The following is a 25,732-nucleotide window of genomic DNA, read 5'->3' as shown; positions in this document are numbered from 1 at the left end:
GGCACGGTGACGATCTTAGGCTTTAGTCCTGAAAATATGCCGCAGTGGCACGCGCCTGGTAGCTGACCGAGTCCAGATCGGGCCCGGATGCCGTCACGTGGCCGATCTTACGTCCGGGGCGGGGGTCCTTGCCGTAGTTGTGCACCTTGACCGTCGGCTGCTCGGCGAACGCGGCCGGGTACCGGGCCGCCATGCTTCCCTCGGCGGGGCCGCCGAGGACGTTGACCATCACCGACCAGGGGTCCCGGAGCGCCGTGTCGCCCAGCGGCAGGTCGAGCACTGCTCGCAGGTGCTGTTCGAACTGACTCGTGGTGGAGCCGTCGATCGACCAGTGACCGCTGTTGTGCGGCCGCATCGCGAGCTCGTTGACCAGCAACCGGCCGTCGGTGGTTTCGAAGAGTTCCACGGCGAGCACCCCGGTGACACCGATGCCCTCGGCCACCCGCTCGGCGATGTCGGCGGCGAGCGCGCTGAGCCGGCCGGCCGACTTCGGTGCCGGCGCGATGACCTCGGCGCAGACGCCGTTCTGCTGCACGGTCTCGACGACGGGCCAGATCGCGATCTCACCGGACGGGCGTCGCGCGACGACCTGGGCTAGTTCGCGGCGGAAGTCGACGAGCTCCTCGACCAACAGGTCGCCGCCGTTGGCGTCTTCGGCGAGCGCGAGGAACCAGTCGTCGGCCTCGTGGGCGTGGGACACCACGCGCACCCCCTTGCCGTCGTAGCCGCCCCTGGCTGTCTTCACGACGGCCCGGCCACCGTGATCGGCGAGGAACTGCGCCAGAGCGTCCGCGTCGGCCACCCGCGCCCAGTCGGGGACGGGCAGGCCCAGCTCGGTCAGGCGTTCCCGCATGAGCAGCTTGTCCTGGGCGTAGAGCAACGCGTCGGGTCCGGGGTGCACGCTGATGCCCCGGTTCACCAGTTCGCGGAGGATCACCTGCGGAACGTGTTCGTGGTCGAAGGTCACCACGTCGACGGTCTCGGCGAAGGCGAGGACGGTGGCCAGGTCGCGGTAGTCCCCCACCGACACCGCGGCGAGGTGCGCGGACATTCCGTCGGCCTCGGCCAGGACCCGGAGGTCGAGGCCGAGGTTCACCGCGGCGGGGATCATCATGCGGGCCAATTGGCCTCCGCCGATCACACCAACGATCGTTCTCATTTGTTCACCAATTTCTGTGCGACCGTTCATCCGAGGGGCCGGGAACTCCCAGGATGAGGAATATGCCGGGACGTAGACTGCGAGAGAAGCGCGTTTTCTCGCTACACGTTCCATTTTCACCTATCGGCCGGACGGATGCATGTCGAGAACAACCTTCAGCAGGTACCGGGTGCTGGCGTTCGCGACCCAGCTCGCGAAGTTCGGCATGGTCGGACTCGTCGGCTTCGCGGTGGACATCACAGTGTTCAATCTGCTGCGGGCCACCGTCTTCTCCCCAGAGGCCCTCGCCTCCGGCCCGATCTGGGCGAAGGTCGTCTCGACGGTCCTCGCCATCCTGGCCAACTGGGTCGGCAACCGGTACTGGACCTTTTCGAAGGACCGCCGGTCACAGACCCTGCGTGAGGGCCTGGAGTTCTTCGCGGTCAGCCTCGTCGGTATGGGAATCGGGCTGGCCTGCCTGTGGGTGAGCCACTACGTTCTCGGGTACACCAGCGTCATCGCCGACAACATCTCCTCGAACGTGATCGGCCTGCTGCTCGGAGCCGTCTTCCGCTTCACCCTGTACAGGTACTGGGTCTTCTCACCGTCCCGCCGGGACGCCACTGCGGTGCCCACCGGCACGGCGGCCACCGGTCCGGTGACCACCAGCACGGCAGCGCTGCGGCTACAGTCCCGCGCGGAGGCCGAATTCGTCACCGAGCGCTGACTGCTCCTGCCGGCGCGAGGCCATCACGCTCTGTGACTGCTCCATCAGGTCCTGCAGCACCTGCTGCACGAGGTCGGCGTCCGGCACGTCCCGCAGCGACAACGGCTGTTCCAGCCCCGAATTGATCCGCACCGTCCCGGACCGAAACAGCGACTGCAGCCAGTTCTTGCGCACGGTGACGTCGTAGCCCCTGCTGTGCAGCAGTTCCTGCCGCTCGTGCACGAAGATGCCGTGCACGAAGATGATCCGGCGGCTGGTCACCGTGTACCGCCGGGTGAGCCAGGACACCAGCGGCAACAACCAGAGCAGCACGACGACCAGGCCGGCGCCGACCAGGAGCATCACGTTCTGCCACGGCTCGGCCAGGCTTCCGGAGTAGTAGCCGGTCACGCCGCACGCGCCGATCAGGAACAGGGTGGGCCAGAACAGCGCCCTGGCGTGCGAGCGGAGCCGGGCGATGACCACCTCTGGCGCCGTCGTCGGCACGCCGGGCATCACTTGCGCTGGGTTGGTCATATACCCATTAATACCTCAGATTCAGTACCGCAGATGGGTCACGTCCCCCGCGGCGACGGCCTGTAGTTCGCCGTTCGTCTGGTCTTCCACGATCAGCCGGCCGTCCCCGTCCAGCCCGACGGCGGTGCCCACCAGGTCCTGCCCACCGGGCAGTTCGACGCGCACCGCGGCGCCCAGGGTGCCGCACAGGGCGGACACCTCGGCGTGCAGGCCGCTGGCCACGGGATCCGCCCCGGCGGCGAGGAAGTTCGCGGTGAGGCTCCGCAGCGCGTCGAGGTACGCGGCGAGCACCTCGTCGGCGTTCGGGATGCTACCGGTGACGAGCATCAGCGAGGTGGACGTGAGGGTGGGCAGGTCGTGCTCGTCCAGGCTCAGGTTCAGTCCGGTGCCGATGCACAGGCCGCTGGCATCCGGCAACAGCTCCGAAAGGATGCCGGAGACCTTGTAGCCGTCGATGAGCACGTCGTTGGGCCACTTCAGCGTCACCTCGTGCCGGGGTGCCTCCTCGTCGCCGGGCGGCGGCGCCGCGGCCTGCACGACCGAACGCACGGCCTGGGTCATGGCCGCGCCGGCGAGCAGGGGAAACCAGCCGTACCGGTTCGGCGGCAGCCGGCCGCTCTCCAGCCGTGGTCGCAGCAGCACCGAGATGGCCAGCGATTTGCCGCTGGGCGCCAGCCAGGTGCGGCCGAGCCGTCCGCGGCCGCTGGTCTGGTTGTCGGTGACGATGACCGACAGGTCGGGCCAGGCCGACGCATCAGGGCCCGTGGCCCGGGTCACCAGCACATCGTTGGTGGAGCCGGCCTCGTCGAGGTACTCGAACCGTGCCCCAATGCCGCGGCTGATCGGAAATTCCATGCTGACGCCTCTTCTCACACCCCGCGGGGATCATAACTCCTGCAATTCTGCCCAGGTTTGGTGGGGCACCGGGCCGACACGCTCTGGGGGCGGTGCGGGGTGAGGCCGGTAGAGTGAACGGCGTGACTGAGAACCCGACCGGACCCGACCTGTACACGACGGCTGGCAAGCTCGCCGACCTCAAGATGCGCTACCACGAAGCCGTGACCGCGAGCGGCGAGGCCGCCATCGAGAAGCAGCACGCCAAGGGCAAGATGACCGCCCGCGAACGGGTGGCCGAGCTGCTGGATCCGGGCTCGTTCGTCGAACTCGACGAATTCGTGCGGCACCGCACCGTCGCGTTCGGCATGGAGAAGAAGCGCCCGTACGGCGACTCCGTCGTCACCGGCACCGGCACCATCCACGGCCGTCAGGTGGCCGTGTACTCGCAGGACTTCACGATCTTCGGCGGTTCGCTCGGCGAGGTGGCCGGCGAGAAGATCATCAAGGTGATGGACCTGGCTCTCAAGACCGGGGTGCCCATCATCGGCATCCTCGACTCCGGTGGAGCGCGCATCCAGGAGGGTGTCGTGGCCCTGGGCAAGTACGGCGAGATCTTCCGCCGCAACACCGCCGCATCCGGCGTGATCCCGCAGATCTCGATCATCTGCGGCCCGGCGGCCGGCGGCGCCGTGTACTCCCCCGCCCTGACCGACTTCGTGATCATGGTCGACAAGACCAGCCAGATGTTCGTCACCGGCCCCGACGTGATCAAGACCGTCACCGGCGAAGACGTGGGCATGGAGGAACTCGGCGGCGCGCTGACCCACAACACCATCTCCGGTGTGGCGCACTACCTGGCCAGTGACGAGTCCGACGCCCTCGATTACGCGCGCACCCTGCTCGGCTTCCTGCCGGACAACAACCTCGCCGAGCTACCCGTCTTCGACAGCGAGGTCGAACTCGAGACCACGGATTCCGACCTCAAGCTCAACACGCTGATCCCCGATTCGCCCAACCAGCCGTACGACGTGAAGACCGTCATCGAGCACATCGTCGACCACGGCGACTTCCTCGAGACCCAGCCGTTGTTCGCGCCCAACATCGTGGTGGGCTTCGCCCGCATCGAGGGCCGCAGCGTCGGCATCGTCGCCAACCAGCCCAACGCGATGGCCGGCACCCTCAACATCCAGGCCGGCGAGAAGGCCGCCAGGTTCGTCAGGTTCTGCGACGCGTTCTCGATCCCGATCCTCACCCTCGTCGACGTTCCCGGCTTCCTGCCAGGCACCGACCAGGAATGGACCGGCGTGATCCGTCGAGGCGCGAAGCTGCTCTACGCGTACGCGGAGGCCACGGTGCCGCTGGTCACCGTGATCCTGCGCAAGGCCTACGGCGGCGCCTACATCGTGATGGGCTCCAAGCAGCTCGGCGCCGACATCAACCTGGCCTGGCCGACCGCGGAGATCGCGGTCATGGGCGGCCAGGGCGCCGTGAACATCCTCTACCGTTCCGAGATCAAGAAGGCCGAAGCGGCCAACGAGGATGTCGCTGCCGTCCGCAGCCGGCTCGCCAACGAGTACACCTACAACGTGGCCAGCCCGTTCCTCGCCGCCGAACGCGGCGAGCTCGACGGGATCATCGAACCGTCCGCGACGCGGGTGTCCGTCGTCAAGGCGTTGCGGGCGCTGCGCACCAAGCGCGCCAGCCTGCCCGCCAAGAAGCACGGGAACATCCCGCTGTAGGCGGCGCTGCCATGACAGTCTCAGAGAACCGCGCCGGCTTCGACCCGGCCGAGCTCACCTTCGTCACGACGGGGGTCTCCGAACAGGAGGCAGCCGCGGTGACCGCCGTCCTGCGGGCCCTGCTGCGCGCCGAGTCGGACAACCTGCGGGCCACGCCGAACGGCCCCGCGAGCCCCTGGCAGGACAGCCAGCGGGCCATCAGGGCGCCGCTGCCGCGGGGCGACGAGCGCTGGCGGGGCTTCACGGCCTGAGCCGCACTCTGTTGTCCCCCTAAATGACGACTTTTCAGCGGATCACCGGGTCGGCATTATTGGTATTGCTGGGTGTTGCTCTCGGGCAACACGACCAATCATTCGCCGACTAGGGTAAGCAGGCGAATGTGTTGGGGGCGCGTCTAGGCGACATTCGGGTTGTCGCCCTGACACGGAAATGTCGGAAGGGGATCCACCCCCGGGTGGGTCCCCTTTCGCATGCCCGGTCAGTGCCGGCGGGTCGGCTGGCCGGCCGAGGCGCCCGGCGCGTGCACGGCCCGCGGGATCTCCAACCACAGGTCCACTTCTTCGTCGGGCGAGTCCTGGCCGAGGGCGCTCAGCCGCGGGTCAGGGCTGTTGATGCCCACCACGGTGATGGCGGTCCCCGAGCCGTCGGCCGCCGTCCTGGCGATGATCGTGGACGCCGTCGTGGCGGCCATGGCGTCGGCCAGAGTGTTCAGCACGACCTCCAGATCGGTGCCGGTCAGGTCGTCGATGCCACCCTCGTCGAGCAGGGTGACGATGGCGCCGCGCCGCCGCGCCGCCATCACCTCACGGCGTACGGCGTCGTTGAGCAGCCGGCGCCCGCGGATCTCGTCACGGATCGCGGCCTCCAGGTACCGGCACTCCAGACGCTGCCCGTCGCTGAGCGTGCCGCGTTCCTGGATGATGCGGCGCAGCATCGGCGCCGCCAACCGGATGGTCTGGGCCAGGCGCACCTGACGCTCGTACAGGTGCGCTTCCTGCGCCGCCTGCCACTCGGTGGCCTCCCGTTCGGCGAGGCCGTACTGCCGCGCGTCCCGGCCCGCCTTGGCCAGCGCCCTGGCCAGCGTCACGGCCACGAACACCCACACGGCGCTGCCGATGACGCCCATCGACGCGAGGGAGCCCGCACCGGCCCAGACGACGGTGTGAGCGACGAGGAAGCCCACCCCGACCCAGGCGAGGGTCGCCCGCCTGCGCGTGGCCGTGATGGTCATCAGGGTGCCGACGGCGGCCACGTACCAGGTGGCGTAGCCGTTGTCGGGCACGGACCCGTCCAACTGGCTGCCCACGAGCAAAGGAACCGCGATGCACACGGCCACGTTGAAGAACCCCAACCAGTGCGACATCCGGGCCGGACTGGTCGGCCATAGGCTCGCCACGGTGGCCGCGGCGTAGAGCAGGATCGCGATCAGCGCCGGTACCGGCGACGCCGGCACATCCAGCGAGTAGAGGGCCAGGATCACGTGATAGGTCGAGAACAGGGCGGCCAGGGAGATGATCAGCCCTCGGGGGACGGAGATCATGCGCGGCCACCGCGCTCACTCAGCGGCCACTCGATCAGGATCGACGTGCCCCGGCCGGGGCTGCTGTTCACCTGGACGACGCCGCCGGCCTTCGCGACCCGCTCCCGGATCGAGATCCGCAGGCCCAGGCGTTCGCTGGGCACGGTGGCGGGGTCGAACCCGACACCGGAGTCGGCGATCTCGATGACGCAGCCGCCCAGCAGATTGGAGTTCATCCGCACCGACCTCGTCACCGGGTCGCCGGGGACACCGGCGTGCTGGATGCTGTTCACGATCGCCTGGGCGCTGGCGGCGTAGAGGGCCTCGCCCGCGTGCGAGGGCAGGCTGAGCCTCTCGGCATCGCAGTCGATGAACTCGATCGGCTCGTCGAACCGGTCCGCGATCGTGCGGATGCGTTCCTTGAGGGTGCTGAACAGGACCAGGCTGTCGTCGGTTGCGGGAAGCGAACCGGCCTCGGTGAGCCGGGCGATGGCGTCCTCCGCCATCGTGGCAGCCAGCTCGGCCGCCTTCGGCGTACCGGCTGCGGCGGCGGACAACAGGGCGGCGAGGACACTGTCGTGCACGAGGGAGTCCACCTGCACCCGTTCCACCTCGGTGGCGTGCTGGCGCACGGCGGCGGAGTACGTGGACAGCGCGTTGGTCTGCGCGATGTCGACCCCGGCGGTGGCCTGGCGCAGCATCGTGATGATGATCAGAATCACTTGGCCGAGCAGGATCGCGTAGACGGCGTCGAGGGCGCCGAGCATCGGATCGGCGCCACCGCCTGCGGGCAGCACCCGCACGATGCCGTAGGCGATCGGGGCCAGGAAGGTGTAGGTCATCGCCCACCACTTGGAGAACGAGACGGCGGCGAAACCGGTCGCGACGGTGCAGAGATACCAGAGCCAAGGCTTGCCCTCGAGGGTGCCCTCCGGGGTATTCAGCATCGCCGGCCAGCCGATCAGGGCGACGAGGTACACCCCCGCGAACACGCCGCTGGTGACTCTGACGTACTTCTTCACCAGCGTGGCGATGATTGCCACGCCCAGGCCGCCGAAGATCGCGATGCTGAGCGCCACCCCGAGACCGGGCTTGAGGCTGTCCAGCTGGCCGAGCATCGCCGGATAGGTCTGCAGGGCGAAGATCAGGCCCACGCCGCCGGCGGCCCGCGAGACCACCCGCTCGATCTGCGCGCGACTGATGGGCTTGCGCGGCTGCTTGGATTCGTTGAGGAGGTCGGCACCGAGCTGGTCGGGTGCGACACGGCCCGGCGACAGCCTGAACGACCGGACCGGCACGACCTCGGCCGGACTAGGAGCGCCCATCCCCGCCTTCCAGGTCGAGACCCGGCAGGATGCCGTCTTCCACGGCCCTGCGTAACAGGTCGACCTTCGTGGGTGCCGGGCGGCCCACCTCGACGTACTTCACGCGGATGCGGTCGAGGTACTCCCGGGCCGTGGAGTGGGCGATGCCCAGCTGCATCGCCACCATCTTCAGCGGCAGGCCGGAGGCGTAGAGGTGCAGCACGTCGCGTTCACGGCGGCCCAGTTGGGCCTTGGCGAAGTCCCGGTCGGCGTCGATGGCGGTGGCCCACTCGAGGTTGTTGAGCACGTCACCGCGGGCCACGGAGGCGACGGCGGCCATCACCGTGGTCGTCGGCGACGACTTGGGGATGACGCCGGCAGCGCCGGCGGCCAGGCCCTCACGGACCAGGGCGACCCTGTCGGCGATGCTGTGCACCAACACCGACGCGCCGGTACCACGGGCCAGGTGCACGTTGTCGGTGACGAGGGACCCGTCGCCGAGGGACAGGTCGAGCACGATCACATCCACCGGGCGACCGGCGATGCCGTCGACGAGTTCGCGTACCGTCGCGGCCTCGAAGACCACCTCGAAGCCGGTGTTCTCACAGGCGGCCTTGAGGCCCAGCCGCACCGACTCATGGTCGTCGGCGATGCCCACGCGTACGGGGCGGTCGGCCAGGTCGGTCGCGGTGTCAGGCTCGGTCACGGTTGTCATCTCTCGTCTTCGTTCTTGGTGCTAAGACTAGCTATCTGGTGAGCAGGGCGACGGCTTCGACGTGGTGGGTGTTGGGGAACAGGTCGAAGGCGCGCAGGCTCCGCAGCGTGTACCCGAGCCCGGCGAAGAGGGCGACGTCGCGGGCCAGGGCCACCGGATCGCAGGCGACGTAGACCACCTGGGCCGGCGCGAGGAACGCCAGGGTGTCGACGACTTCGCCGCCGGCGCCAGATCGCGGCGGGTCGAGCACCACGGTGGCTGCCTGCAGACGGGCCCGTTCGGCAGCGTCGGCGTCGCGGGTGAGTCCGGTCAGGAATGTGTCCACCCTGCCGGTCTGCGCGGTGGCGCCGACCCACTCGGCGAGGTTAGCGCCGGCGTTCTCGGTGGCCTGGGCGTCGCTCTCCACCGAGGTGATGCGCACGTCGGAACCGAACCTGTCGGCGACGGCGGCGGCGAGCAGCCCCACACCGCCGTACAGGTCGAGGTTGGCGGCCTTGGGGTCGAACAGGTCCGGGTCGATGGCGTCCTGCACGGCGGCGAACAGGGTCTCCGCGGCACGCGCGTGCACCTGCCAGAAACCGGCGGCGTCGAGCCGGAACTCACGGTCGCCGACCCGCTCGGTGATCGGTTTGGGCGCGGTGCGGCGCCGGCGGCCCTTGTCGTCCTGCTCGGCGACCAGGATCTGCACTTCACCGACGCTGGGGGCGACGACGTCGACGGATGCGGCGCCGGCGAACAGCTTGTCCAGCGGCGCGGCCATTTCGAGGGCGTGTACGGCCAGCGGCAGGTCGTCGACGGGGATCACCCGGTGCGAGCGGGCGGCGTACGGGCCGACGATGCCGGTCTCCGTGACATGCAGGCGCACCCGGGTGCGCCAGCCGGTGCCGTCCATGGCGTCGCCCGGCGAAGCATCCGCTGCCACCGGCACGGCCTCGACGGTGACATCGCTGTCGAGTCCGGCCATCCGGTGCAGTGCATCGGTGAGGACCTGGCGCTTGAGCTCGCGCTGGTGGCCCAGTTCGATGTGGCCGAATTCGGCGCCGCCGGCACGGTCGGCAGGGTCCCGGTCGATGGCCGCTGCGGCCCAGATGTGCGGCTGACGTTCGGGGGCCGCGTCCAGGACCTCGACGGTCTCGGCCCGCCAGAAGCTCTTCTTGTTCGCGTCGGTGAGCCTGACGCGCACCCGTTCACCCGGGAGGGTGTCGCTGACGAAGACCACACGGCCCTCGTGCCGGGCAACGAAGATGCCGCCGTGGGCTACGTTGGTGATATCGAGGTCGAGTTCGGTGCCGATCTCGCCCTCTGGAGTGCTCTGACTTGCCTGACGATTAGTGTTGGTGCCCATTGAATGAGCATCCCACATCTGCCTGCCGCCTGAAGGGTTCCATGCGCCTCTACCTCGCCTCCACCTCCCCCGCCCGGCTGGCGCTGCTGCGCGCGGCGGGCATCGAACCCGTCACCATTTCGCCCGATGTCGACGAGGATGCCGTCGCGGCGGCCGAGGCTGAACGCCTGGGCGAGCCCCTGACTCCGCACCATGTGGTCGAGCTGCTGGCGCGGGCGAAGGCCCAGGCCGTCGCGGCCGTCGGTGCCGAGCGGGGCATCGACGGGCTGATCCTCGGCGGGGACTCGGTCTTCGTCCTCGACGGTGTGATCTACGGCAAGCCGCACACCAGCGAGCGTGCCAGGGAGCGCTGGCACACCCAGCGCGGACGCACCGGGCAGCTCTATTCCGGCCACTGGCTGATCGAGCACATCGACGGTCGGCCCGGCCGTGCCGTCGGTGCCGTCGCCGTCGCCGACGTGACGTTCGCCGACGACCTCACCGATTCGGAGCTCGACGCCTACATCAATACCGGTGAACCGCTCTTTGTCGCGGGCGCTTTCACCATCGACAGCCTCGGCGCGCCGTACATCAGCCGCATCGAGGGCGACCCCTCCACGGTCGTCGGACTGTCGTTGCCGACCCTGCGCAGATTGGTGCTCCGGTTGGGCTATGACTGGCCGAGCCTGTGGAATACGGGCACTTCGGCCCTACCGGACTGACCGTTCTTTCGGGGCCTTTGTAGCCCCACGCAGTGTTCTTGCCGCGGTTTTTGTGGGAAAGAACCAAAATTGCGGGGGTTCGGACCAATAGGCTCAGTACCTATGTCGCGTATAACGAAGGTCCTCATCGCCAACCGGGGCGAGATCGCCGTCAGAGTGATCCGAGCGGCAAAGGACAGCGGCATCCTCTCGGTGGCCGTATACGCCGACCAGGACCGGGACGCCCTGCACGCCCGTCTCGCCGACGAGGCCTACGGGCTCGACGGCACCTCCAGCGCCGAGACCTACCTCGTCATCGAGAAGATCCTCTCCATCGCCCGCCGCTCCGGCGCCGACGCCGTGCACCCCGGCTACGGCTTCCTCGCCGAGAACGCCGCCTTCGCCCGCGCCGTCCTGGACGCCGGCCTGATCTGGATCGGCCCGTCCCCGGAGGCCATCGAGCAGCTCGGCGACAAGGTGTCCGCCAGGCACATCGCCGAGAAGGTGCACGCGCCGATGGCGCCCGGCACCCTGAACCCCGTCGCCGATGCATCCGAAGTTCTCGACTTCGTCGACCAGCACGGCCTGCCCGTGGCCATCAAGGCGGCCTTCGGCGGCGGCGGCCGCGGCCTGAAGGTCGCCCGCACCCGCGACGAGGTACCGGAACTGTTCGACTCCGCCGTGCGTGAGGCCGTCACGGCCTTCGGCCGCGGCGAGTGCTTCGTGGAGAAGTACCTCGACAAGCCCCGGCACGTCGAGACCCAGTGCCTCGCGGATGCCCACGGCAACGTCGTCGTGATCTCCACCCGCGACTGCTCCCTCCAGCGCCGCCACCAGAAGCTCGTCGAAGAGGCGCCGGCACCGTTCCTCACCGAGGCGCAGACGACCGAGATGTACCGGGCGTCCAAGGCCATCCTCCGGGAGGTCGGTTACGTCGGCGCCGGCACCTGCGAGTTCCTGATCGGCCAGGACGGCACGGTCTCCTTCCTCGAGGTGAACACCCGCCTGCAGGTGGAACACCCGGTCTCTGAGGAGGTCACCGGCATCGACCTGGTCCGTGAGCAGTTCCGGCTCGCCGAGGGCGGCACCTTGGACTACGACGACCCCATCGCCGTCGGCCACTCGTTCGAGTTCCGCATCAACGGTGAGGACGCCGGCCGCGGCTTCATGCCCGCCCCCGGCCCGGTGCACGTGTTCAAGGCCGCCGGCGGCCCCGGTGTGCGCGTCGACAGCGGCGTGCAGTCCGGCGACGAGATCTCCGGCTCGTTCGACTCGCTGCTGGCCAAGCTCATCGTCACCGGCGCCACCCGGGAACAGGCCCTGGAACGCGCCCGCCGCGCCCTCGACGAGTTCGAGGTGGCCGGCCTGCCCACAGTGCTGCCGTTCCACCGCATGATCGTGCGCGACCCGGCCTTCGCCCCCGCCGACGGCGCCCCGTTCTCGATCTACACCCGCTGGATCGAGACCGAGTTCGAGAACACCATTGCCCCCTGGAGCGGCACCGTCGAGGACCGTCCGCGCTCCGACGCCCGGCACAGCGTGGTCGTCGAGGTGGACGGCCGCCGCATCGAGGTGAGCCTGCCCAGCAAGCTGCTGCCCGGTACCGCGTCGGAGAAGACCGCCGGGCCGGCCCCGCGCCGTCGGACCGCCGCTCACTCGGTGAACACCGCAACGGGCGATGCCGTCAAGGCGCCCATGCAGGCCACCATCGTGAAGATCCTCGTCACGGAGGGCGACACCGTCGTCAAGGGCGACCTGCTGCTGGTGCTGGAGGCCATGAAGATGGAACAGCCGCTCACCGCGCACAAGGACGGCGTGGTCGGGGTCATCGGCGCCGCTGTCGGCTCGACGGTCTCCTCGGGCCACCTGCTCATGACCGTCGGCTGACACCCCCCAGCTGCGCAACTGTGCCCGAACCGGACACCTGCGCCCGGCGTACCGGGCGCAGGTGTCCGCACGGGCGACAGTTAGTCGCGGATGCGGCCGGGGTGCCGGGTCAGTAGTGCACCTTGTGCATCGCGCGTGCGGCATCCGTGATGGACCCGGTCAACGACGGGTAGACGGTGAACGCCTCGGCGACCTCGTCGACGGTGAGGCCGTGCTCGACCGCGAGGGTGAGCGGGAAGATCAGTTCGCTGGCCTTGGGGCCCACGATGACGCCGCCGATGACGGTGCCGGTGCCGCGGGAGGCGATCAGCTTGACGAAGCCGTCCTTGATGCCCATCATCTTGGCGCGCGGGTTCGACTCGAGCGGCATCTTGTACACCTCGCCGCGGCGCACACCCTCCTCGATCTCCTTCTGGGTCCAGCCGACTGTCGCGATCTCCGGCTGCGTGAAGATGTTGGCCGCCACATTGCGGATCTCGATCGGGTTCACCGCGTCGCCCATGGCGTGGTAAACCGCAGTGCGGCCCATCATGGATGCGACGGACGCCAACGGCATCTCCGTGGTGCAGTCGCCCGCGGCGTAGATGTTGGGGATCGAGGTGCGCGCCACCCGATTCACCCGGATGTGGCCGGACTCGTCCAGCTGAACGCCGGCCTCGGCCAGGCCCAGGCCCTGGGTGTTCGGCACGGCGCCGACGGCGATCAGGCAGTGGCTGCCCTCGACGGTGCGGCCGTCGGTGAGGGTCACCAGCACGCCGGTGTCGGTGCGTTCGGCGGTGGCGGCGCGGGACTTGTTCAGCACCACCATGCCGTTGCGCTTGAACACGTTCTCAATCACGGCGGCGGCGTCGACGTCTTCGCCGGGCAGCACCTGGTCGCGGCTGGAGACGAGGGTGACCTCGGCGCCCAGGGCCCGGTAGGCGGAGGCGAACTCCGCGCCGGTGACGCCGGAGCCGACGACGATGAGGTGTTTGGGCACCGACTTGAGGTTGTACAGCTGGGTCCAGGTGAGAATCCGCTCGCCGTCGGGCATCATCGTGGGCATCGTGCGGGGGCTCGCGCCCACCGACAGCACGATGGTGTCGGCCTCGATCCGGTCGAAATCGGTGCCTGAGCCGTCGTCTCCGGTGGACACGATGACCGCGTCGCGGCCGTCCAGCCGGCCGTGGCCGCTCTGCAGCTTGACGCCGGCCTTGACCAGGGTCTCCCGCATGTCCTCGGACTGCTCCCTGGCCAGCGCGAGCAGGCGCTTGTTCACCGCGGCGAGGTTGATCGCGACCTCGGGGTGCAGCGGCTTGCCCTTGGCGTCGCGCACGAAGAACTGCACGCCCAGGTCGTTGGCCTCACGGATCGAGTTCGACGCTTCCGCGGTGGCGATCAGCGACTTCGACGGAACGACGTCGGTGAGCACTGCGGCACCGCCGACGCCGACCCGTTCGATCAGGGTCACCTCGGCGCCCTGCTGCGCGCCGGCGAGTGCCGCTTCGTATCCGCCGGGGCCGCCACCGATGATAATGATGCGTTGTTTTCGTTCGAACTCGTAAGGCATTCACTTATTCTGTCCTGCACCGCGCGACCCGCCAAACCACGGCTGCCCCGCAGGCAATTAGAGTAGGGGGATGCTCACGACCGAGATCAATCCTCTTGACGCGCCGAAAACCAACCCGTTCGACGTGGCCGCCACCGCCGCCCAAGAAATCGCCGACGCCACCGGTGTCGCCCATCACGACATCGCCCTGACGCTGGGAAGCGGGTGGGGCAAGGCCGCCGACCTGATCGGCGAGACCACCCACACGATCCCCGCGCAGGAAATCACCGGTTTCAGCGCGCCGGCGCTGGCCGGCCACGCGGGCATGTTGCGCTCGGTGCTGCTTTCGAGCGGCAAGCGTGCCCTGGTGATCGGCGCCCGCACCCACTACTACGAGGGCCACGGCGTGCGCCGGGTCGTGCACAGCGTGCGCACCGCCGCCGCGACCGGGGCGACGACCATGATCCTCACCAACGGGGCCGGCGGCATCCGCGAGACGTGGAAGCCGGGCACCCCGGTGCTGATCAGCGACCACATCAACCTCACCGCCGACTCGCCGCTCGAGGGCGCCACCTTCATCGACCTCACCGACCTGTACTCCCAGCGGCTGCGTGACCTCGCCCGAGGCATCGACCCCACCCTGGACGAAGGCGTCTACTGCCAGTTCCGCGGGCCGCACTACGAGACTCCCGCCGAGGTGCAGATGGCCAAGGCCATCGGTGGCCACATCGTGGGCATGTCCACCGCGCTGGAGGCCATCGCCGCCCGCCAGGCCGGCATGGAGGTACTCGGCATGTCGCTGATCACCAACCTCGCCGCCGGCATTCAAAAGACCCCGCTCAGTCACGGCGAGGTGCTCGAGGCCGGCCAGGCCGCCGAAGCCACCATCAGCGCCCTCCTCGCCAGCATCGTGGCCGCACTGTGAGCCACGGCGACGAGACTCCGACCCAGCCCGGCACCCCCGCCGAGCCGCTCCTCCCACGCGGCGCGCACGCCGGCGACGACGAACGCGAACCGCAGACCGCCGTGCTGAACACCGTCGACGGACCGGACGAGACGGCCGGAGAGGTGCCCGCCGCCACGGCAGTGCTGGACACCACGGCCACCGACCCGGTCAACCTGCTGCTGGTCACCGCGACCGACTGGCTCGCCCAGGACCCGGACCCGGAGACCCGCGCCGAGCTGCGCGTGCTGATCCAGCAGGCCCAGGATCGCGACCCGGCCGCCGTTGCCGACCTGCACTCCCGCTTCGACGAGCGCCTCGCGTTCGGCACCGCGGGCCTCCGCGGCGAGATCGCCGCCGGCTCCAACCGGATGAACCGAGTTCTGGTGAGCCAGGCCGCCGCCGGACTCGCCGCCTATCTCCTCGCCGCCGCGGCGAGCAGCCGGCCCGGCAGCATCCCGTCCGTGGTCATCGGCTACGACGGCCGCCGCAACTCGCACGTCTTCGCCACCGACACCGCCGCGATCATGGCCGGCGCCGGCGTGCGCGCCGTGCTGTTGCCCCGCCTGCTCCCCACCCCGGTGCTCGCTTTCGCGGTGCGCCACCTCGGCGCCAGCGCCGGTGTGATGGTCACCGCCTCGCACAACCCGCCCAACGACAACGGCTACAAGGTCTACCTGGGCGACTCCGATGAGGGCTCGCAGATCGTCTCCCCCGACGACATCGCCATCGCCGCCCAGATCCAGCACGTCGCCGACACCCAGCTCGTCACCGAGCTGCCGCGGGCCGGGTACGAGACCGCTCCGGAGTCCGTCGTGCAGGCCTACGTGGATGCGACCGCCGCCATCGGCGCGTCGCCGCGCGCGCAGGTGAGCGTTGTGTACACGGCCCTGCACGGTGTGGGGTGGGACACCACCCGCCGCGTGCTCGACGCCGCCGGGTTCGCCCTGCCGACCCTCGTGGACGCGCAGATCGCCCCCGACTCGGCGTTCCCCACCGTCGCGTTCCCCAACCCTGAGGAACCCGGCGCAATGGACCTCGCCTACGAGACCGCGCGTGAGGTCGACGCCGAACTGATCATCGCCAACGACCCGGATGCCGACAGGCTCGCCATCGCCATCCCGGACGCCGACGCGCCGGAGGGCTACCGTCGCCTGAGCGGCAACGAGGTCGGTGCCATCCTGGGCTGGCGGGCCGCCGAGCTGGCCGCCAACGCGCCGGGCGACGGCGGCGCCGACGGCACCCTGGCCTGCTCGATTGTTTCGACGCCGGCGCTCAAGGCCGTCGCAGACGCCTACGGCCTGCGGTTCGCCGACACCCTCACCGGGTTCAAGTGGGTCTCCCGTGCTCCCGGCCTGATCTTCGGCTTCGAAGAGGCCCTCGGCTACCTGGTCAACCCCGGCACCGTGCGCGACAAGGACGGCATCTCCGCCGCCGTGGCACTGCTCTCGCTGGTCAGCGAGCTCAAGGCCGACGGTTTGACGCTCGCGGACCACCTCGACGCGTTCGCCGAGAAGTTCGGTTACTTCGCCTCGGGCCAGATTTCGGTGCGCGTCACCGACCTCACCGAGATCGAGAGGGTGATGGCACGCTTGCGCGAGAGCCCGCCGGCGATGATCGGCACCAGCCGGGTGGACCACATCGACGATCTCTCCGGCGGCTTCAACGGCCTGCCGCCCAGCGATGTGCTGCGGATCGTGCTCGCCGACGGCTCCCGGGTGATGGTGCGGCCCAGCGGCACCGAACCCAAGCTCAAGGTGTATCTCGACACGCACAGCAGCGTCGGCAGCCTCGCCGAACGCCGGCAGGCCGCATCCGATGCCCTCGCCGAGCTCGACAGGGGCATGCGCGCGCTGATCGGCTGACCGGCGGTGCGGACGCGGATGCCCAGCCGGGCATCCGCGCCGGGCTAGCCGAGTGCGATCTCGAGCTTGGCGGTCAGCTCGTCGAGGTCGAAGAAGTTGTCGATGATGATGACGTCGGCGTTGGTCTTGCCGATCGACGGCACCAGTTCCGACGAGGTGAGGATGACCTGCGCGTCCGCGGCGGCGAGCTTCACGCTGGCGATGTCGGCCGCGGTGACGTCAGCCTCGATGTCCAGGCGCTCGAGGGCGCGTTCGGCGTTGACCTTGAGAATGGCGGATGTGCCGATACCGACTCCGCACAGTGCGACGATCTTCATTTGTGTTCCTCCGTGCTGGCGTCTGCGCCGGTTGGTGCCGCGATGCCCAGGAGCGAGCGTACGGATGCTGCGTCCGGCGCCGCTGCCAGCGCCGGGATGATGCTCGAATCGTTGAACACGTTGGCGAGCTCGGCGACGAAGTGCACGTGCTCGTCGCCCGTGGTCACCGCCAGGCCCAGGACCACGTTGACGGGGTCGTTGTGCGGGTGTCCGAAGGCCACGGGCTCGGCGAGGGTCACGACGCTCAGGCCCCCGGTGAGCACATCGGGGCCGGGCCGGGCGTGCGCCAGGGCCAGCCCGGGCGCGATCACCACGTAGGCGCCGAATTCCTCGATCACACCCACCATGCGCTCGGTGTAGCCGGGTGCGGTGGAACCGGATCGCTCCAGCGCCGCGCCGGCGGCGCCGACGGCGGCCCGCCAGTCGGGGACGTGCAGGCCGACGTCGATGGCGTCAAGGGGAAGTGGTGGGAGGGACATGGCTGCTTTCTAGCGTGGGCGTTGGCGGGCTAGGCGGTGGCAAAACCGTCGACGATGGCGTCGGCGAGTTCTTCGCGCTCCTCCAACGGCAGGAATGCCGCGGAGGCCGCGTTGAGCTGCAGGGCCTCGAGGTCGTCGAGGTCGTAGCCGAAGGCATCCGTGAGCAGGGCCAGCTCGCGGCTGAGCGTGGTGGCGCTCATCAGCCGGTTGTCGGTGTTGACGGTGACGCGGAAGCCGAGCTGGTAGAGCAGATCGAACGGGTGGTCGAGCATGTCGTCGCCCCAGGCGGCGATCGCGCCGGTCTGGAGGTTCGACGACGGGCTGAGCTCCAGCGGGATCTCCCTGTCGCGCACCCACTGGGCCAGCGGGCCGAGGGTCACGTACGTGTTCTCCTGGTCCTCCCGGCCGATTTCGATGTCCTCGGCCAGGCGCACGCCGTGGCCCAGGCGCAGGGCGCGACCGTCGAACAGGGCGCCGCGGATGCTGCCCAGCCCGTCGGCCTCGCCGGCGTGCACGGTGACCGGGAAGAGGTTCCGGGCCAGGTAGTCGAACGCGGCGGCGTGGTTGCCGGCCGGGAAGCCCTCCTCGGCGCCGGCGATGTCGAAGCCGACCACGCCGAGGTCGCGGTGCCGCACGGCGAGTTCGGCGACCTCGAGGGACCTGTCGGCGTGCCGCATCGCGGTGATCAGCTGGCCGATCTTGATGGTGATGCCGGCCTGGGCGACCCGCTCGATGCCCGCCGCGATGCCTTCCTGCACGGCGTCGACGGCCTGGTCCAGGCTGAGCCCGCCGGCCAGGTGCTGCTCGGGGGCCCAGCGCACCTCGGCGTAGATCACGCCATCCAGGGCGAGGTCTTCAACGAACTCCCTGGCCACCCGCACGAGGGCGTCGTGGGTTTGCATGACGCCGACGGTGATCTCGAAGGCCTTGAGGTAGTCCGCGAGCGAGCCGGAGGTGGCCTGGCTGACGAACCAATCGGCGAGGCCGGACTCGGTCGTGGCGGGCAGCTCCAGGCCGATCGGCGCGGCCAGCTCGAGGATCGTGGCCGGTCGCAGACCGCCGTCGAGGTGGTCGTGCAGGGAGACTTTGGGCAGGGCGTTGATGCTCACGCCACTGCCGGGCAACAGGTATTCCTCGGAGCTGATATTCACTCCCCCAATCTATCGCGCCCGCGCGGCGCGTATCCCGAAGTCGCCTCATCCGCCCAACCCCGCCGACGTGCCTCACAATGCCCCTTCAACGCACTCCAAGCGCATCTTCGCCGCAAGTCAGCACAGCGCGGGGCGCCATCGGTGGATAACTCTGACCGGCAGCGGCAATAAATGGCATCTTGGGCGGATGCGCAAGCGAACGGAGCTCCCCCGCAGCCTGACTCTCGACGGGTTCACCGTCGCGGAAGCGCGCCGGGCGGGGGTGACACCTCGGAGGTTGCAGTCGGCCGACCTGCAGGCGCCGTTCCACGGCGTGAGAGTCGCCGCCGGCATCCCGACCGGGGTGCGGGAACTGGCCAGGGCCTACGCCGCGGTGATGCCCACCGGCCACTTCTTCAGCCACGCCACCGCTGCCCAGCTGCTCGGGCTTCACGGTCCAGAATCCCGTCAGCGTCTGGTGCGAACTCGCTCCGATTATGGGGCTGGACGACCTCATCGCGCTCGGCGACCACCTCCTCGGCGTGGTGGATCCCCCGTTCTCGTCGGAAGACCTCTGCACGGCGGTCGCCGAGCGGCCCGGCCACCGGGGCATCCGTCGGCTACGGGCCGCGCTGGAGTGGGTGAGACCCCGAGTTGAGTCGCGCCAGGAGACCCGGCTGCGGCTCCTGATCGTGCGGGCGGGCCTGCCGGAACCGGAGACCAACGTGTACCTGCCGCTGCGATACCAGCGGCGCCGGGTGCGCGGTGATCTGGTCTACCTGCGGTACCGGGTCCTTGTCGAATACGACGGCGAGCAGCACCGCACGGACGACGTGCAGTTCGCCCGTGATGTCGACAGGTTGGACGGTGTGATGGCCGAGGATTGGCGGGTCATCAGGGTGCTCAAGGAAACCCCGGATGCCGAAGTCCTCTCCCGGCTCGACCAGGCGCTGCGTTCCCGCGGCTGGCGTCCCGGCAGCCGCCCCACGTGACGCGCGCGCACTCACCCACTTGCCGCAAATGAGCGCCTCGCCGCGAGGTAAGTGGCAATGTGCGGCAAGTCGGCGGATGCGCCGCCAGCGACTTGCGCCAAAAACCCCCTTCGGCTCGGCGGAAGGGGGGTTTTTGCGGCAAGTCGGCGGGGCCGGGCCTGCGGGTACTGGGCTAGTTGCCGATGCGCTCGGCAATCAGGGGGCCGCCGTCGAGGACGGGCTCGCCGGGGTCGCCGATGCGCCAGGCGCCCTCGACGGCCTCGAGGGCCCGGGCGAAGCGCTCCGGCTCGTCGGCGCTGAGGGTGAACAGTGGCTCGCCCTTGCGGACGGTGTCGCCGGGCTTGGCGTGCAGGTCGATGCCGGCGGCGTGCTGCACCGGGTCCTGCTTGCGGGCGCGGCCGGCGCCCAGGCGCCAGGCGCCGATGCCGAACGGCAGCGCCTGCTGCTCGACGAGCACGCCGTCACGGTCGGCGAGCACCACGTGGGTCTCGCGCGCCACGGGCATCGCGGCATCCGGGTCGCCGCCCTGGGCACGGATGACCGCCCGCCACTTGTCCATCGCGCGACCGTCCGTCAGGGCCGCCTCGACGTCGACGTCCTTCTGGCCGACCAGGGCCAGCATCTCGCGGGCCAAGGCCACGGTGAGCTCCACCACATCGGCGGGGCCGCCGCCGGCGAGCACCTCGAGGGACTCGCGCACCTCGTTGGCGTTGCCGATGGCCAGGCCGAGCGGCACGTTCATGTTGGTCAGCAGCGCGGAGGTGGCCACCCCGGCGTCCTCGCCGAGGGCGACCATGGTGCGGGCCAGCTCGCGGGACCGGTCGATGTCCTTCAGGAACGCGCCGGAGCCGAACTTCACGTCGAGCACCAACGCGCCGGTGCCCTCGGCGATCTTCTTGGACATGATCGACGAGGCGATCAGCGGGATCGCTTCGACGGTGCCGGTGGTGTCGCGGAGCGCATACAGCTTGCCGTCGGCCGGAGCCAGGCCGCTGCCGGCGGCGCAGATGACGCCGCCGACGTCCTGCAGCTGCTGGAACATTTCCTCGTTGCTGAGGTTGGCGCGCCAGCCCGGGATGGACTCGAGCTTGTCCAGGGTGCCGCCGGTGTGACCGAGGCCACGGCCGGAGAGCTGCGGCACGGCCGCGCCGAAGACCGCGACGAGGGGCATCAGCGGCAGGGTGATCTTGTCGCCGACACCGCCGGTGGAGTGCTTGTCCGTGGTCGGTTTGCCCAGGCCCGTGAAGCTCATCCGCTCGCCGGAGTTGATCATGGCCATGGTCATGTCGCGGATCTCCCGGCGGGACATGCCGTTGAGGAAGATCGCCATGGTCATCGCGGCCATCTGCTCGTCGCCGACGTAGCCGCGGGTGTACGCGTCGATCAGCCAGTCGATCTGTGGAGTCGACAGCTCGCCCTTGTCACGCTTGGCGTGGATCAGGTCGACGGCGTCGAAGGCTTCGATGGTGCGGGCGGGGGTGGAGCTCATGAGTTGTCTTCCCTGTAGGCGGCGAGCTGGCGGGGCCCGAAGGCGTCCGGCAGGACCTCGTCGATGGTGCGCACGCCGGAGACGGTCTCCAACAGCATGCCTGGTGCCGAGTGTTCGTAGAGCAGTTGGCGGCAGCGGCCGCACGGCATCAGCGTGTTGCCGTTGCCGTCGACGCAGCTGAACGCGACGAGCTCGCCGCCGCCGGTGAGGTGCAGCACGCTCACCAGCGCGCATTCCGCGCAGAGAGTGAGCCCGTAGGAGGCGTTCTCCACGTTGCACCCGCTGATCACCCGGCCGTCGGAAACGAGGGCGGCCGCCCCGACCGGGAACTTCGAGTAGGGCACGTAGGCGTGGGTCATCGCTTCGGTGGCAGCGCTGCGCAGCACACCCCAGTCGATGTCGCCGGACTCGGGTGTTGTGTCGCCGGAATTCGCAGTCAGATTCGTCATGATTTTATATACGGCTTTCCGGATGCGGCCGGGCCCCGCGACTGGCCCACCAGGCCCGCCACGGCGAAGATGGTGACCAGGTAGGGCAGCATCAGCATGAACTCGCTGGGCACCGGCGAACCGATGATGCTCAGCACGTTCTGCAGGTTGCTGGCGAAGCCGAACAGCAGCGCCGCGAGGGTCGCCCGGATCGGGTCCCACCGGCCGAAGATCACCGCCGCGAGGGCGATGAAGCCGGCACCGGCGGTCATTTCTTTGCCGAACGCGCCCACCGACCCCAGGGTGAAGTACGCGCCACCGAGGCCGGCGACGGCGCCGGCGAGGGACACGTTCCAGAACCGGGTACCGGTGACATTGATGCCCACGGTGTCAGCGGCCTGCGGGTGCTCGCCCACCGCGCGGAGCCGGAGGCCCCACTTGGTGTGGAAGATACCGAAGTACACCGCGGCGACGGCGATGTACATGATGTACACGATCAGGGTCTGCCGGAAGAATACCGGCCCGACGATCGGGATCTCGCTGAGCAGCGGGATGTTGATGCGCTCGAATTTGGGCGGCTGGTTGAGCGTGGCCGCGTTCGGGGCGAGGAGCTCGGAGAACAGGAACCCGGTGAGGCCGGTGACGAGGACGTTGAGCACCACACCGACGATGACCTGGTCGACGAAGTACTTGATCGAGAACGCCGCGAGCACAAACGACACCAGCACACCGGCCACCATCGCCGCGAGCAGGCCGAGCAGCGGCTGCTGGGTGATCGAGGCCACGATCGCGGAGGTGAACGCACCGGCCAGCAGCTGGCCCTCGATCGCCACGTTGACCACGCCGACACGTTCGGAGATGACGCCGCCGAGGGCGCCGAAGATCAGCGGGACGGCCAGGCTCAGCGAGCCGAACAACAGGCCGGGCACCGGGATGCGTTCGTCGGCGGAGGCCCAGGTGAGGAAGCCGATCAGGAGCAGCACGGCGAAAACCGAGATCAGCCAGAGCGGAACCTTGCGGCGGGTCTGCACCATCCAGGCGCTGAGCCCGGTGATGGCGGCCAGCAGGATGCTGATCACGATGCCGGTCGGCAGGGTGGGCAGCAGCACGTCGGGCAGCTGGATCAGGTCGCTGGAGGTGGAGAGCACCATGGTGCTGGTGCCGGTGCGGCCGAAGACCACCATCAGCAGGAAACCGAGGACCGTGAAGACGCCGAGGATGATCGGCACCTTCCAGCTCTTGATGACCGCGGTCGCCGGACCCTCCTCGGGTCCGGTGGGCTGGGTGGGCTGGTTCACTGGAGCGATGGTGCTCATTTCGCCGCCACCTCCTGGGAAACGTTGGGAACCGGTCTGCGGCGGGGCGCTCCGGGCGCCGGGAGCCTGAAGATCGCGCGCACCAGCGGCGGCGCGGCGATGAAGAGCACGATGAGCGACTGCACAACGAGCACGATGTCGATGGGCACGCCCTCGGCGGCCTGCATCGAGAAGCTGCCGGCCTTGAACGCGCCGAACAGGATCCCCGCGGCGAACACGCCCCACGGCTTGGAGCGGCCCAGCAGGGCCACCGTGATGGCGTCGAAACCGATCCCGGAGTCGATGCCGGCACCGAAGCCGCTGGTGGTGGTGCCCAGCACCTGGTTGATGCCGGCCAGGCCGACCAGACCGCCGGAGAACAGCATCGCGTAGACGTACATGCGCTGCACGCTGATGCCGGCCACCTTGGCGGCGTTGGGGTTCTCGCCGACGGCGCGGAACTTGAAGCCCAGGTTGGAGCGGGCGAGCAGCCACCAGGTGAACACCGTGGCGGCGATCACCAGGATGAAGCCGAAGTGCAGGTTGTAGTCCGGGCCGAGTAGGTCGAAGTAGACCGCGGTCTCCTTGCTGGCCGGACTCTTGGGGTTGTTCGACCCCGGGGTCTTGAGGAACCCGTCGCGCAGCAGGAAGCTGACCAGGTAGAACGCCACGTAGTTGAGCATGATCGTGGTGATCACCTCGTGCGCGCCGGTGCGGGCCTTGAGCAGGCCGACCAGGCCGCCCCACAGGGCCCCGCCCAGCACGCCGGCGACGAGTGCGGCGATCAGGTGGATGCCGGCGGGCAGGTCAACCGCGAAGGCCACCCAGCCGCCCAGAGTCGCGGCGATGAGCATCTGGCCGCGCCCGCCGATGTTGAACAGGCCCACCCGGAAACCGAGCGCGACACCGAGGCCGGCCGCGATCAGCGGGGTGGCGTAGGTGAGGGTCTCGGTGAACGGCCGGATGCCGTCGGCGAAGCTCGGACGACGGAAGTTGTACACCGAACCCTGGAACAGCGCGGAATAGGCGCCGGACACCGCGTCCCAGGCGGCGGAGAGCATGTCGCCGGGCCTCGAGAAGAAGTACCCCGCGCTCTCCTGCACGTTCGCGTTCGTGAACGCGATCATCACGGCGCCCACGAGCAGCGCCAGCAGCACCGCCAACACCGAGATGATGGCGTTGCCGGTGGTGATCTCCCGGAAGACGTTGTGCCAGCGGGAGGATTCGTCCGGTTCCGGCGACTTCGCCGGTGCCGGGGTCGAGGTGGGCTGCTGAGCGGCGCTCATGCTGCGGCTCCTTCTGCGGGGGTTTCGCCCGCCATCATGAGACCCAGAACGGATCGGGGGGTGTCGCCGGGGACGATGCCGACAATGCGGCCGCGGTACATCACCATGATCCGGTCGGCGAGGGCGGCGACCTCGTCGAGTTCGGTGGAGATCACGATGACCGGGGTGCCGCCGTCGCGGGTCGCCACGATGCGTTCGTGCACAAATTCGATCGAGCCGACATCGAGGCCGCGGGTGGGCTGAGCCGCGACGAAGAGCCGCAGGTCACGGCTGAGTTCGCGGGCGAGCACGACCTTCTGCTGGTTGCCGCCGGACAGGCGGCCGACGGGCGTTTCGATGCCCTGGGACCGCACGTCGAACTCCGTCACCTTGGTGCGGGCGAAGTCGGCGAGGTAGGACAGCTGCAGGTTGAACCGTTTGACGAACGGGAGCTTGTTGGCGCGGTCCAGCATCAGGTTCTCGGCGATGGTGAACCCGCCGACGAGGCCGTCCCTGGTGCGGTCCTCCGGTACGAAGCCGACCCCGGCGTCGAGCACCTGACGAACCGAGTGGCCGCGAAGGGACGTGCCGTCGAGGCTGATCTCGCCGACGACGCGGGGCTGCAGCCCCATCAGAGCCTCGGTCAGTTCGGTCTGGCCGTTGCCCTGCACGCCGGCGATGGCGAGGATCTCGCCCGCCTTGACGTCGAAGCTGACGTCGTTGACGAGGATCTGGCCGAGAGGGTCGATCACGGTGAGGTTCGTCACCACCAGCGCCGGGGCTCCGGGGGTGGCGGGCGCCTTGTCCACGGTCAGGTCGACGGCGCGGCCCACCATCAGGGTGGCGAGTTCTTCGTTGCTCGCGGTCGGCGAGGCGGTGCCGACGACCTTGCCCAGGCGGATGACGGTGATCCGGTCGGCGACCTCGCGCACCTCCCGCAGCTTGTGCGTGATGAAGACGATGGAGGTGCCCGCGGCCTTGAGCTGGCGCATGATGTTCATCAGCTCGTCGGTTTCCTGCGGGGTGAGCACGGCGGTCGGTTCGTCGAAGACGAGCACCTTCGCGTCGCGGGAGAGCGCCTTGATGATCTCCACCCGCTGCTGCACACCGACGGGCAGGGACTCCACGAGGGCGTCGGGATCGACGTCGAACCCGAAGCGCTCCGAGATCTCCCGCACCCGGGTGCGCGCGGCGGCGAGGTCGAGCCTGCCGCCGGCCTTGACCTGTTCGTGGCCAAGCATCACGTTCTCGGCCACGGTGAACACGGGGATCAGCATGAAGTGCTGGTGCACCATGCCGATGCCGGCGGCCATCGCATCGCCGGGTCCGGCGAAGTGCTGCGGCACGTCATCGAGGAGGATCTCGCCCTCTTCGGCCCGGTACAGGCCGTAGAGAACGTTCATCAACGTTGATTTACCGGCCCCGTTCTCGCCGAGCAGGGCGTGGATCTCTCCCTCCTCGATGGTGAGGTTGATGTCGTCATTGGCAACAAGGGCACCGAATCTCTTCGTAATGCCGCGAAGTTCGAGCTTCATAGTGTCGATTCTATTGAGGTGCCGGCCGGGCGTGGCTCTACGCCCCGGCGACACCACGC

24 protein-coding genes are annotated in these 25,732 nt (G+C 69.2%); 8 read left to right on the top strand and 16 right to left on the bottom strand.

Annotated elements, in window-relative coordinates; genetic code table 11:
- Positions 1 to 22: 22 nt before the first annotated feature.
- The gene (locus B7495_RS02995; RefSeq protein ID WP_088455266.1) at positions 23 to 1,159 is read right to left on the bottom strand and encodes a 5-(carboxyamino)imidazole ribonucleotide synthase; all 1,137 of its coding nucleotides are present in this window, start codon (positions 1,157 to 1,159) and stop codon (positions 23 to 25) included.
- Between the two features lie 139 nt (positions 1,160 to 1,298).
- Here B7495_RS02995 and B7495_RS02990 point away from each other — a divergent pair, with 139 nt between their 5' ends.
- Entirely contained in the window at positions 1,299 to 1,865 is a 567-nt protein-coding gene (locus B7495_RS02990) for a GtrA family protein (protein WP_088455265.1), read from the top strand.
- Here B7495_RS02990 and B7495_RS02985 read toward each other — a convergent pair.
- Positions 1,824 to 2,381, bottom strand: a complete 558-nt coding sequence (locus B7495_RS02985) for a PH domain-containing protein (RefSeq protein WP_240632371.1) — start codon at positions 2,379 to 2,381, stop codon at positions 1,824 to 1,826. The genes B7495_RS02990 and B7495_RS02985 overlap by 42 nt on opposite strands.
- 21 nt (positions 2,382 to 2,402) lie before the next feature.
- Positions 2,403 to 3,236, bottom strand: a complete 834-nt coding sequence (locus tag B7495_RS02980) for a biotin--[acetyl-CoA-carboxylase] ligase (RefSeq protein WP_088455264.1) — start codon at positions 3,234 to 3,236, stop codon at positions 2,403 to 2,405.
- A 185-nt stretch (positions 3,237 to 3,421) separates the two neighbouring features.
- Here B7495_RS02980 and B7495_RS02975 point away from each other — a divergent pair, with 185 nt between their 5' ends.
- Together B7495_RS02975 and B7495_RS02970 are read left to right on the top strand one after the other, a co-directional pair.
- Positions 3,422 to 4,957 carry an acyl-CoA carboxylase subunit beta gene (locus B7495_RS02975; RefSeq protein WP_088457865.1) on the top strand — a complete coding sequence of 512 codons (1,536 nt, stop codon included), beginning with the start codon at positions 3,422 to 3,424 and terminating at the stop codon, positions 4,955 to 4,957.
- 11 nt (positions 4,958 to 4,968) lie between these two features.
- A complete protein-coding gene (locus B7495_RS02970) occupies positions 4,969 to 5,208 on the top strand; it encodes an acyl-CoA carboxylase epsilon subunit (protein ID WP_088455263.1) in 240 nt (79 codons plus the stop codon).
- Between the two features lie 227 nt (positions 5,209 to 5,435).
- Here B7495_RS02970 and B7495_RS02965 read toward each other — a convergent pair whose 3' ends face one another.
- The 4 genes from B7495_RS02965 to B7495_RS02950 are packed head-to-tail and all read right to left on the bottom strand — an operon-like array spanning position 5,436 to position 9,840.
- Complete coding sequence (locus tag B7495_RS02965) at positions 5,436 to 6,497, bottom strand: hypothetical protein (protein ID WP_088455262.1); 1,062 nt, start codon at positions 6,495 to 6,497, stop codon at positions 5,436 to 5,438.
- Positions 6,494 to 7,801: a sensor histidine kinase gene (locus B7495_RS02960; RefSeq protein ID WP_240632370.1), complete on the bottom strand. Its 1,308-nt coding sequence runs from the start codon at positions 7,799 to 7,801 to the stop codon at positions 6,494 to 6,496. The genes B7495_RS02965 and B7495_RS02960 overlap by 4 nt, the downstream gene beginning before the upstream one ends.
- Entirely contained in the window at positions 7,788 to 8,495 is a 708-nt protein-coding gene (locus tag B7495_RS02955; RefSeq protein WP_088455261.1) for a response regulator transcription factor, read from the bottom strand. Before B7495_RS02955 ends, B7495_RS02960 begins: the two co-directional genes overlap by 14 nt.
- A 31-nt stretch (positions 8,496 to 8,526) precedes the next feature.
- Positions 8,527 to 9,840, bottom strand: coding sequence for a class I SAM-dependent RNA methyltransferase (locus tag B7495_RS02950; protein WP_088455260.1), 1,314 nt, complete (start codon positions 9,838 to 9,840; stop codon positions 8,527 to 8,529).
- Positions 9,841 to 9,881: 41 nt separating this feature from the next.
- Here B7495_RS02950 and B7495_RS02945 point away from each other — a divergent pair, with 41 nt between their 5' ends.
- Complete coding sequence (locus B7495_RS02945; RefSeq protein WP_088455259.1) at positions 9,882 to 10,541, top strand: nucleoside triphosphate pyrophosphatase; 660 nt, start codon at positions 9,882 to 9,884, stop codon at positions 10,539 to 10,541.
- Positions 10,542 to 10,643: 102 nt separating this feature from the next.
- Positions 10,644 to 12,407, top strand: a complete 1,764-nt coding sequence (locus B7495_RS02940; protein WP_088455258.1) for a biotin carboxylase N-terminal domain-containing protein — start codon at positions 10,644 to 10,646, stop codon at positions 12,405 to 12,407.
- Between the two features lie 109 nt (positions 12,408 to 12,516).
- On the opposite strand, the gene B7495_RS02935 is transcribed toward B7495_RS02940, so the two are convergent.
- On the bottom strand, positions 12,517 to 13,956 hold the full coding sequence (locus B7495_RS02935; RefSeq protein WP_088455257.1) for an NAD(P)H-quinone dehydrogenase: 1,440 nt from the start codon (positions 13,954 to 13,956) through the stop codon (positions 12,517 to 12,519).
- Between the two features lie 70 nt (positions 13,957 to 14,026).
- On the opposite strand from B7495_RS02935, the gene B7495_RS02930 reads away from it, so the two are divergent.
- Entirely contained in the window at positions 14,027 to 14,860 is an 834-nt protein-coding gene (locus tag B7495_RS02930; protein WP_088455256.1) for a purine-nucleoside phosphorylase, read from the top strand.
- Between the two features lie 161 nt (positions 14,861 to 15,021).
- A complete protein-coding gene (locus tag B7495_RS02925) occupies positions 15,022 to 16,743 on the top strand; it encodes a phospho-sugar mutase (protein WP_240632470.1) in 1,722 nt (573 codons plus the stop codon).
- Between the two features lie 44 nt (positions 16,744 to 16,787).
- Here B7495_RS02925 and B7495_RS02920 read toward each other — a convergent pair whose 3' ends face one another.
- The 3 genes from B7495_RS02920 to B7495_RS02910 are packed head-to-tail and all read right to left on the bottom strand — an operon-like array spanning position 16,788 to position 18,684.
- A complete protein-coding gene (locus tag B7495_RS02920; RefSeq protein WP_088455255.1) occupies positions 16,788 to 17,060 on the bottom strand; it encodes a PTS sugar transporter subunit IIB in 273 nt (90 codons plus the stop codon).
- A complete protein-coding gene (locus B7495_RS02915; protein WP_088455254.1) occupies positions 17,057 to 17,539 on the bottom strand; it encodes a PTS sugar transporter subunit IIA in 483 nt (160 codons plus the stop codon). Before B7495_RS02915 ends, B7495_RS02920 begins: the two co-directional genes overlap by 4 nt.
- Positions 17,540 to 17,568: 29 nt before the next feature.
- Complete coding sequence (locus B7495_RS02910) at positions 17,569 to 18,684, bottom strand: adenosine deaminase (protein ID WP_370028254.1); 1,116 nt, start codon at positions 18,682 to 18,684, stop codon at positions 17,569 to 17,571.
- 482 nt (positions 18,685 to 19,166) lie between these two features.
- Here B7495_RS02910 and B7495_RS02905 point away from each other — a divergent pair, with 482 nt between their 5' ends.
- Positions 19,167 to 19,661: a hypothetical protein gene (locus B7495_RS02905; RefSeq protein WP_088455252.1), complete on the top strand. Its 495-nt coding sequence runs from the start codon at positions 19,167 to 19,169 to the stop codon at positions 19,659 to 19,661.
- A gap of 172 nt (positions 19,662 to 19,833) precedes the next feature.
- On the opposite strand, the gene B7495_RS02900 is transcribed toward B7495_RS02905, so the two are convergent.
- The 5 genes from B7495_RS02900 to B7495_RS02880 are packed head-to-tail and all read right to left on the bottom strand — an operon-like array spanning position 19,834 to position 25,673.
- Complete coding sequence (locus B7495_RS02900) at positions 19,834 to 21,150, bottom strand: thymidine phosphorylase (RefSeq protein WP_088455251.1); 1,317 nt, start codon at positions 21,148 to 21,150, stop codon at positions 19,834 to 19,836.
- Positions 21,147 to 21,599 carry a cytidine deaminase gene (locus B7495_RS02895; protein ID WP_088455250.1) on the bottom strand — a complete coding sequence of 151 codons (453 nt, stop codon included), beginning with the start codon at positions 21,597 to 21,599 and terminating at the stop codon, positions 21,147 to 21,149. Before B7495_RS02895 ends, B7495_RS02900 begins: the two co-directional genes overlap by 4 nt.
- On the bottom strand, positions 21,596 to 22,894 hold the full coding sequence (locus B7495_RS02890; protein WP_088455249.1) for an ABC transporter permease: 1,299 nt from the start codon (positions 22,892 to 22,894) through the stop codon (positions 21,596 to 21,598). The genes B7495_RS02895 and B7495_RS02890 overlap by 4 nt, the downstream gene beginning before the upstream one ends.
- On the bottom strand, positions 22,891 to 24,159 hold the full coding sequence (locus tag B7495_RS02885) for an ABC transporter permease (RefSeq protein WP_088455248.1): 1,269 nt from the start codon (positions 24,157 to 24,159) through the stop codon (positions 22,891 to 22,893). The genes B7495_RS02890 and B7495_RS02885 overlap by 4 nt, the downstream gene beginning before the upstream one ends.
- Positions 24,156 to 25,673, bottom strand: a complete 1,518-nt coding sequence (locus B7495_RS02880; RefSeq protein WP_088455247.1) for an ABC transporter ATP-binding protein — start codon at positions 25,671 to 25,673, stop codon at positions 24,156 to 24,158. The genes B7495_RS02885 and B7495_RS02880 overlap by 4 nt, the downstream gene beginning before the upstream one ends.
- Between the last annotated feature and the right edge of the window lie 59 nt (positions 25,674 to 25,732).

Source organism: Cryobacterium sp. LW097, assembly GCF_002205495.2.
Taxonomy (GTDB): Bacteria; Actinomycetota; Actinomycetes; order Actinomycetales; family Microbacteriaceae; genus Cryobacterium; species Cryobacterium zongtaii.
The sequence above is the reverse complement of the archived record's forward strand: the minus strand, read 5'-3'. Positions and strand labels throughout refer to the sequence as shown.

Bases quoted from the DNA above. Each gene is read 5' to 3' on its own strand.
- B7495_RS02975 (WP_088457865.1), top strand. From the start codon at position 3,422: ATGCGCTACCACGAAGCCGTGACCGCGAGCGGCGAGGCCGCCATCGAG.
- B7495_RS02965 (WP_088455262.1), bottom strand. From the start codon at position 6,497: ATGATCTCCGTCCCCCGAGGGCTGATCATCTCCCTGGCCGCCCTGTTC.
- B7495_RS02980 (WP_088455264.1), bottom strand. From the start codon at position 3,236: ATGGAATTTCCGATCAGCCGCGGCATTGGGGCACGGTTCGAGTACCTC.
- B7495_RS02895 (WP_088455250.1), bottom strand. From the start codon at position 21,599: ATGACGAATCTGACTGCGAATTCCGGCGACACAACACCCGAGTCCGGC.
- B7495_RS02900 (WP_088455251.1), bottom strand. From the start codon at position 21,150: ATGAGCTCCACCCCCGCCCGCACCATCGAAGCCTTCGACGCCGTCGAC.
- B7495_RS02905 (WP_088455252.1), top strand. From the start codon at position 19,167: ATGGGGCTGGACGACCTCATCGCGCTCGGCGACCACCTCCTCGGCGTG.
- B7495_RS02880 (WP_088455247.1), bottom strand. From the start codon at position 25,673: ATGAAGCTCGAACTTCGCGGCATTACGAAGAGATTCGGTGCCCTTGTT.
- B7495_RS02940 (WP_088455258.1), top strand. From the start codon at position 10,644: ATGTCGCGTATAACGAAGGTCCTCATCGCCAACCGGGGCGAGATCGCC.
- B7495_RS02985 (WP_240632371.1), bottom strand. From the start codon at position 2,381: ATGACCAACCCAGCGCAAGTGATGCCCGGCGTGCCGACGACGGCGCCA.
- B7495_RS02885 (WP_088455248.1), bottom strand. From the start codon at position 24,159: ATGAGCGCCGCTCAGCAGCCCACCTCGACCCCGGCACCGGCGAAGTCG.
- B7495_RS02890 (WP_088455249.1), bottom strand. From the start codon at position 22,894: ATGAGCACCATCGCTCCAGTGAACCAGCCCACCCAGCCCACCGGACCC.
- B7495_RS02945 (WP_088455259.1), top strand. From the start codon at position 9,882: ATGCGCCTCTACCTCGCCTCCACCTCCCCCGCCCGGCTGGCGCTGCTG.
- B7495_RS02990 (WP_088455265.1), top strand. From the start codon at position 1,299: ATGTCGAGAACAACCTTCAGCAGGTACCGGGTGCTGGCGTTCGCGACC.
- B7495_RS02930 (WP_088455256.1), top strand. From the start codon at position 14,027: ATGCTCACGACCGAGATCAATCCTCTTGACGCGCCGAAAACCAACCCG.
- B7495_RS02995 (WP_088455266.1), bottom strand. From the start codon at position 1,159: ATGAGAACGATCGTTGGTGTGATCGGCGGAGGCCAATTGGCCCGCATG.
- B7495_RS02955 (WP_088455261.1), bottom strand. From the start codon at position 8,495: ATGACAACCGTGACCGAGCCTGACACCGCGACCGACCTGGCCGACCGC.
- B7495_RS02915 (WP_088455254.1), bottom strand. From the start codon at position 17,539: ATGTCCCTCCCACCACTTCCCCTTGACGCCATCGACGTCGGCCTGCAC.
- B7495_RS02970 (WP_088455263.1), top strand. From the start codon at position 4,969: ATGACAGTCTCAGAGAACCGCGCCGGCTTCGACCCGGCCGAGCTCACC.
- B7495_RS02935 (WP_088455257.1), bottom strand. From the start codon at position 13,956: ATGCCTTACGAGTTCGAACGAAAACAACGCATCATTATCATCGGTGGC.
- B7495_RS02950 (WP_088455260.1), bottom strand. From the start codon at position 9,840: ATGGGCACCAACACTAATCGTCAGGCAAGTCAGAGCACTCCAGAGGGC.
- B7495_RS02960 (WP_240632370.1), bottom strand. From the start codon at position 7,801: ATGGGCGCTCCTAGTCCGGCCGAGGTCGTGCCGGTCCGGTCGTTCAGG.
- B7495_RS02920 (WP_088455255.1), bottom strand. From the start codon at position 17,060: ATGAAGATCGTCGCACTGTGCGGAGTCGGTATCGGCACATCCGCCATT.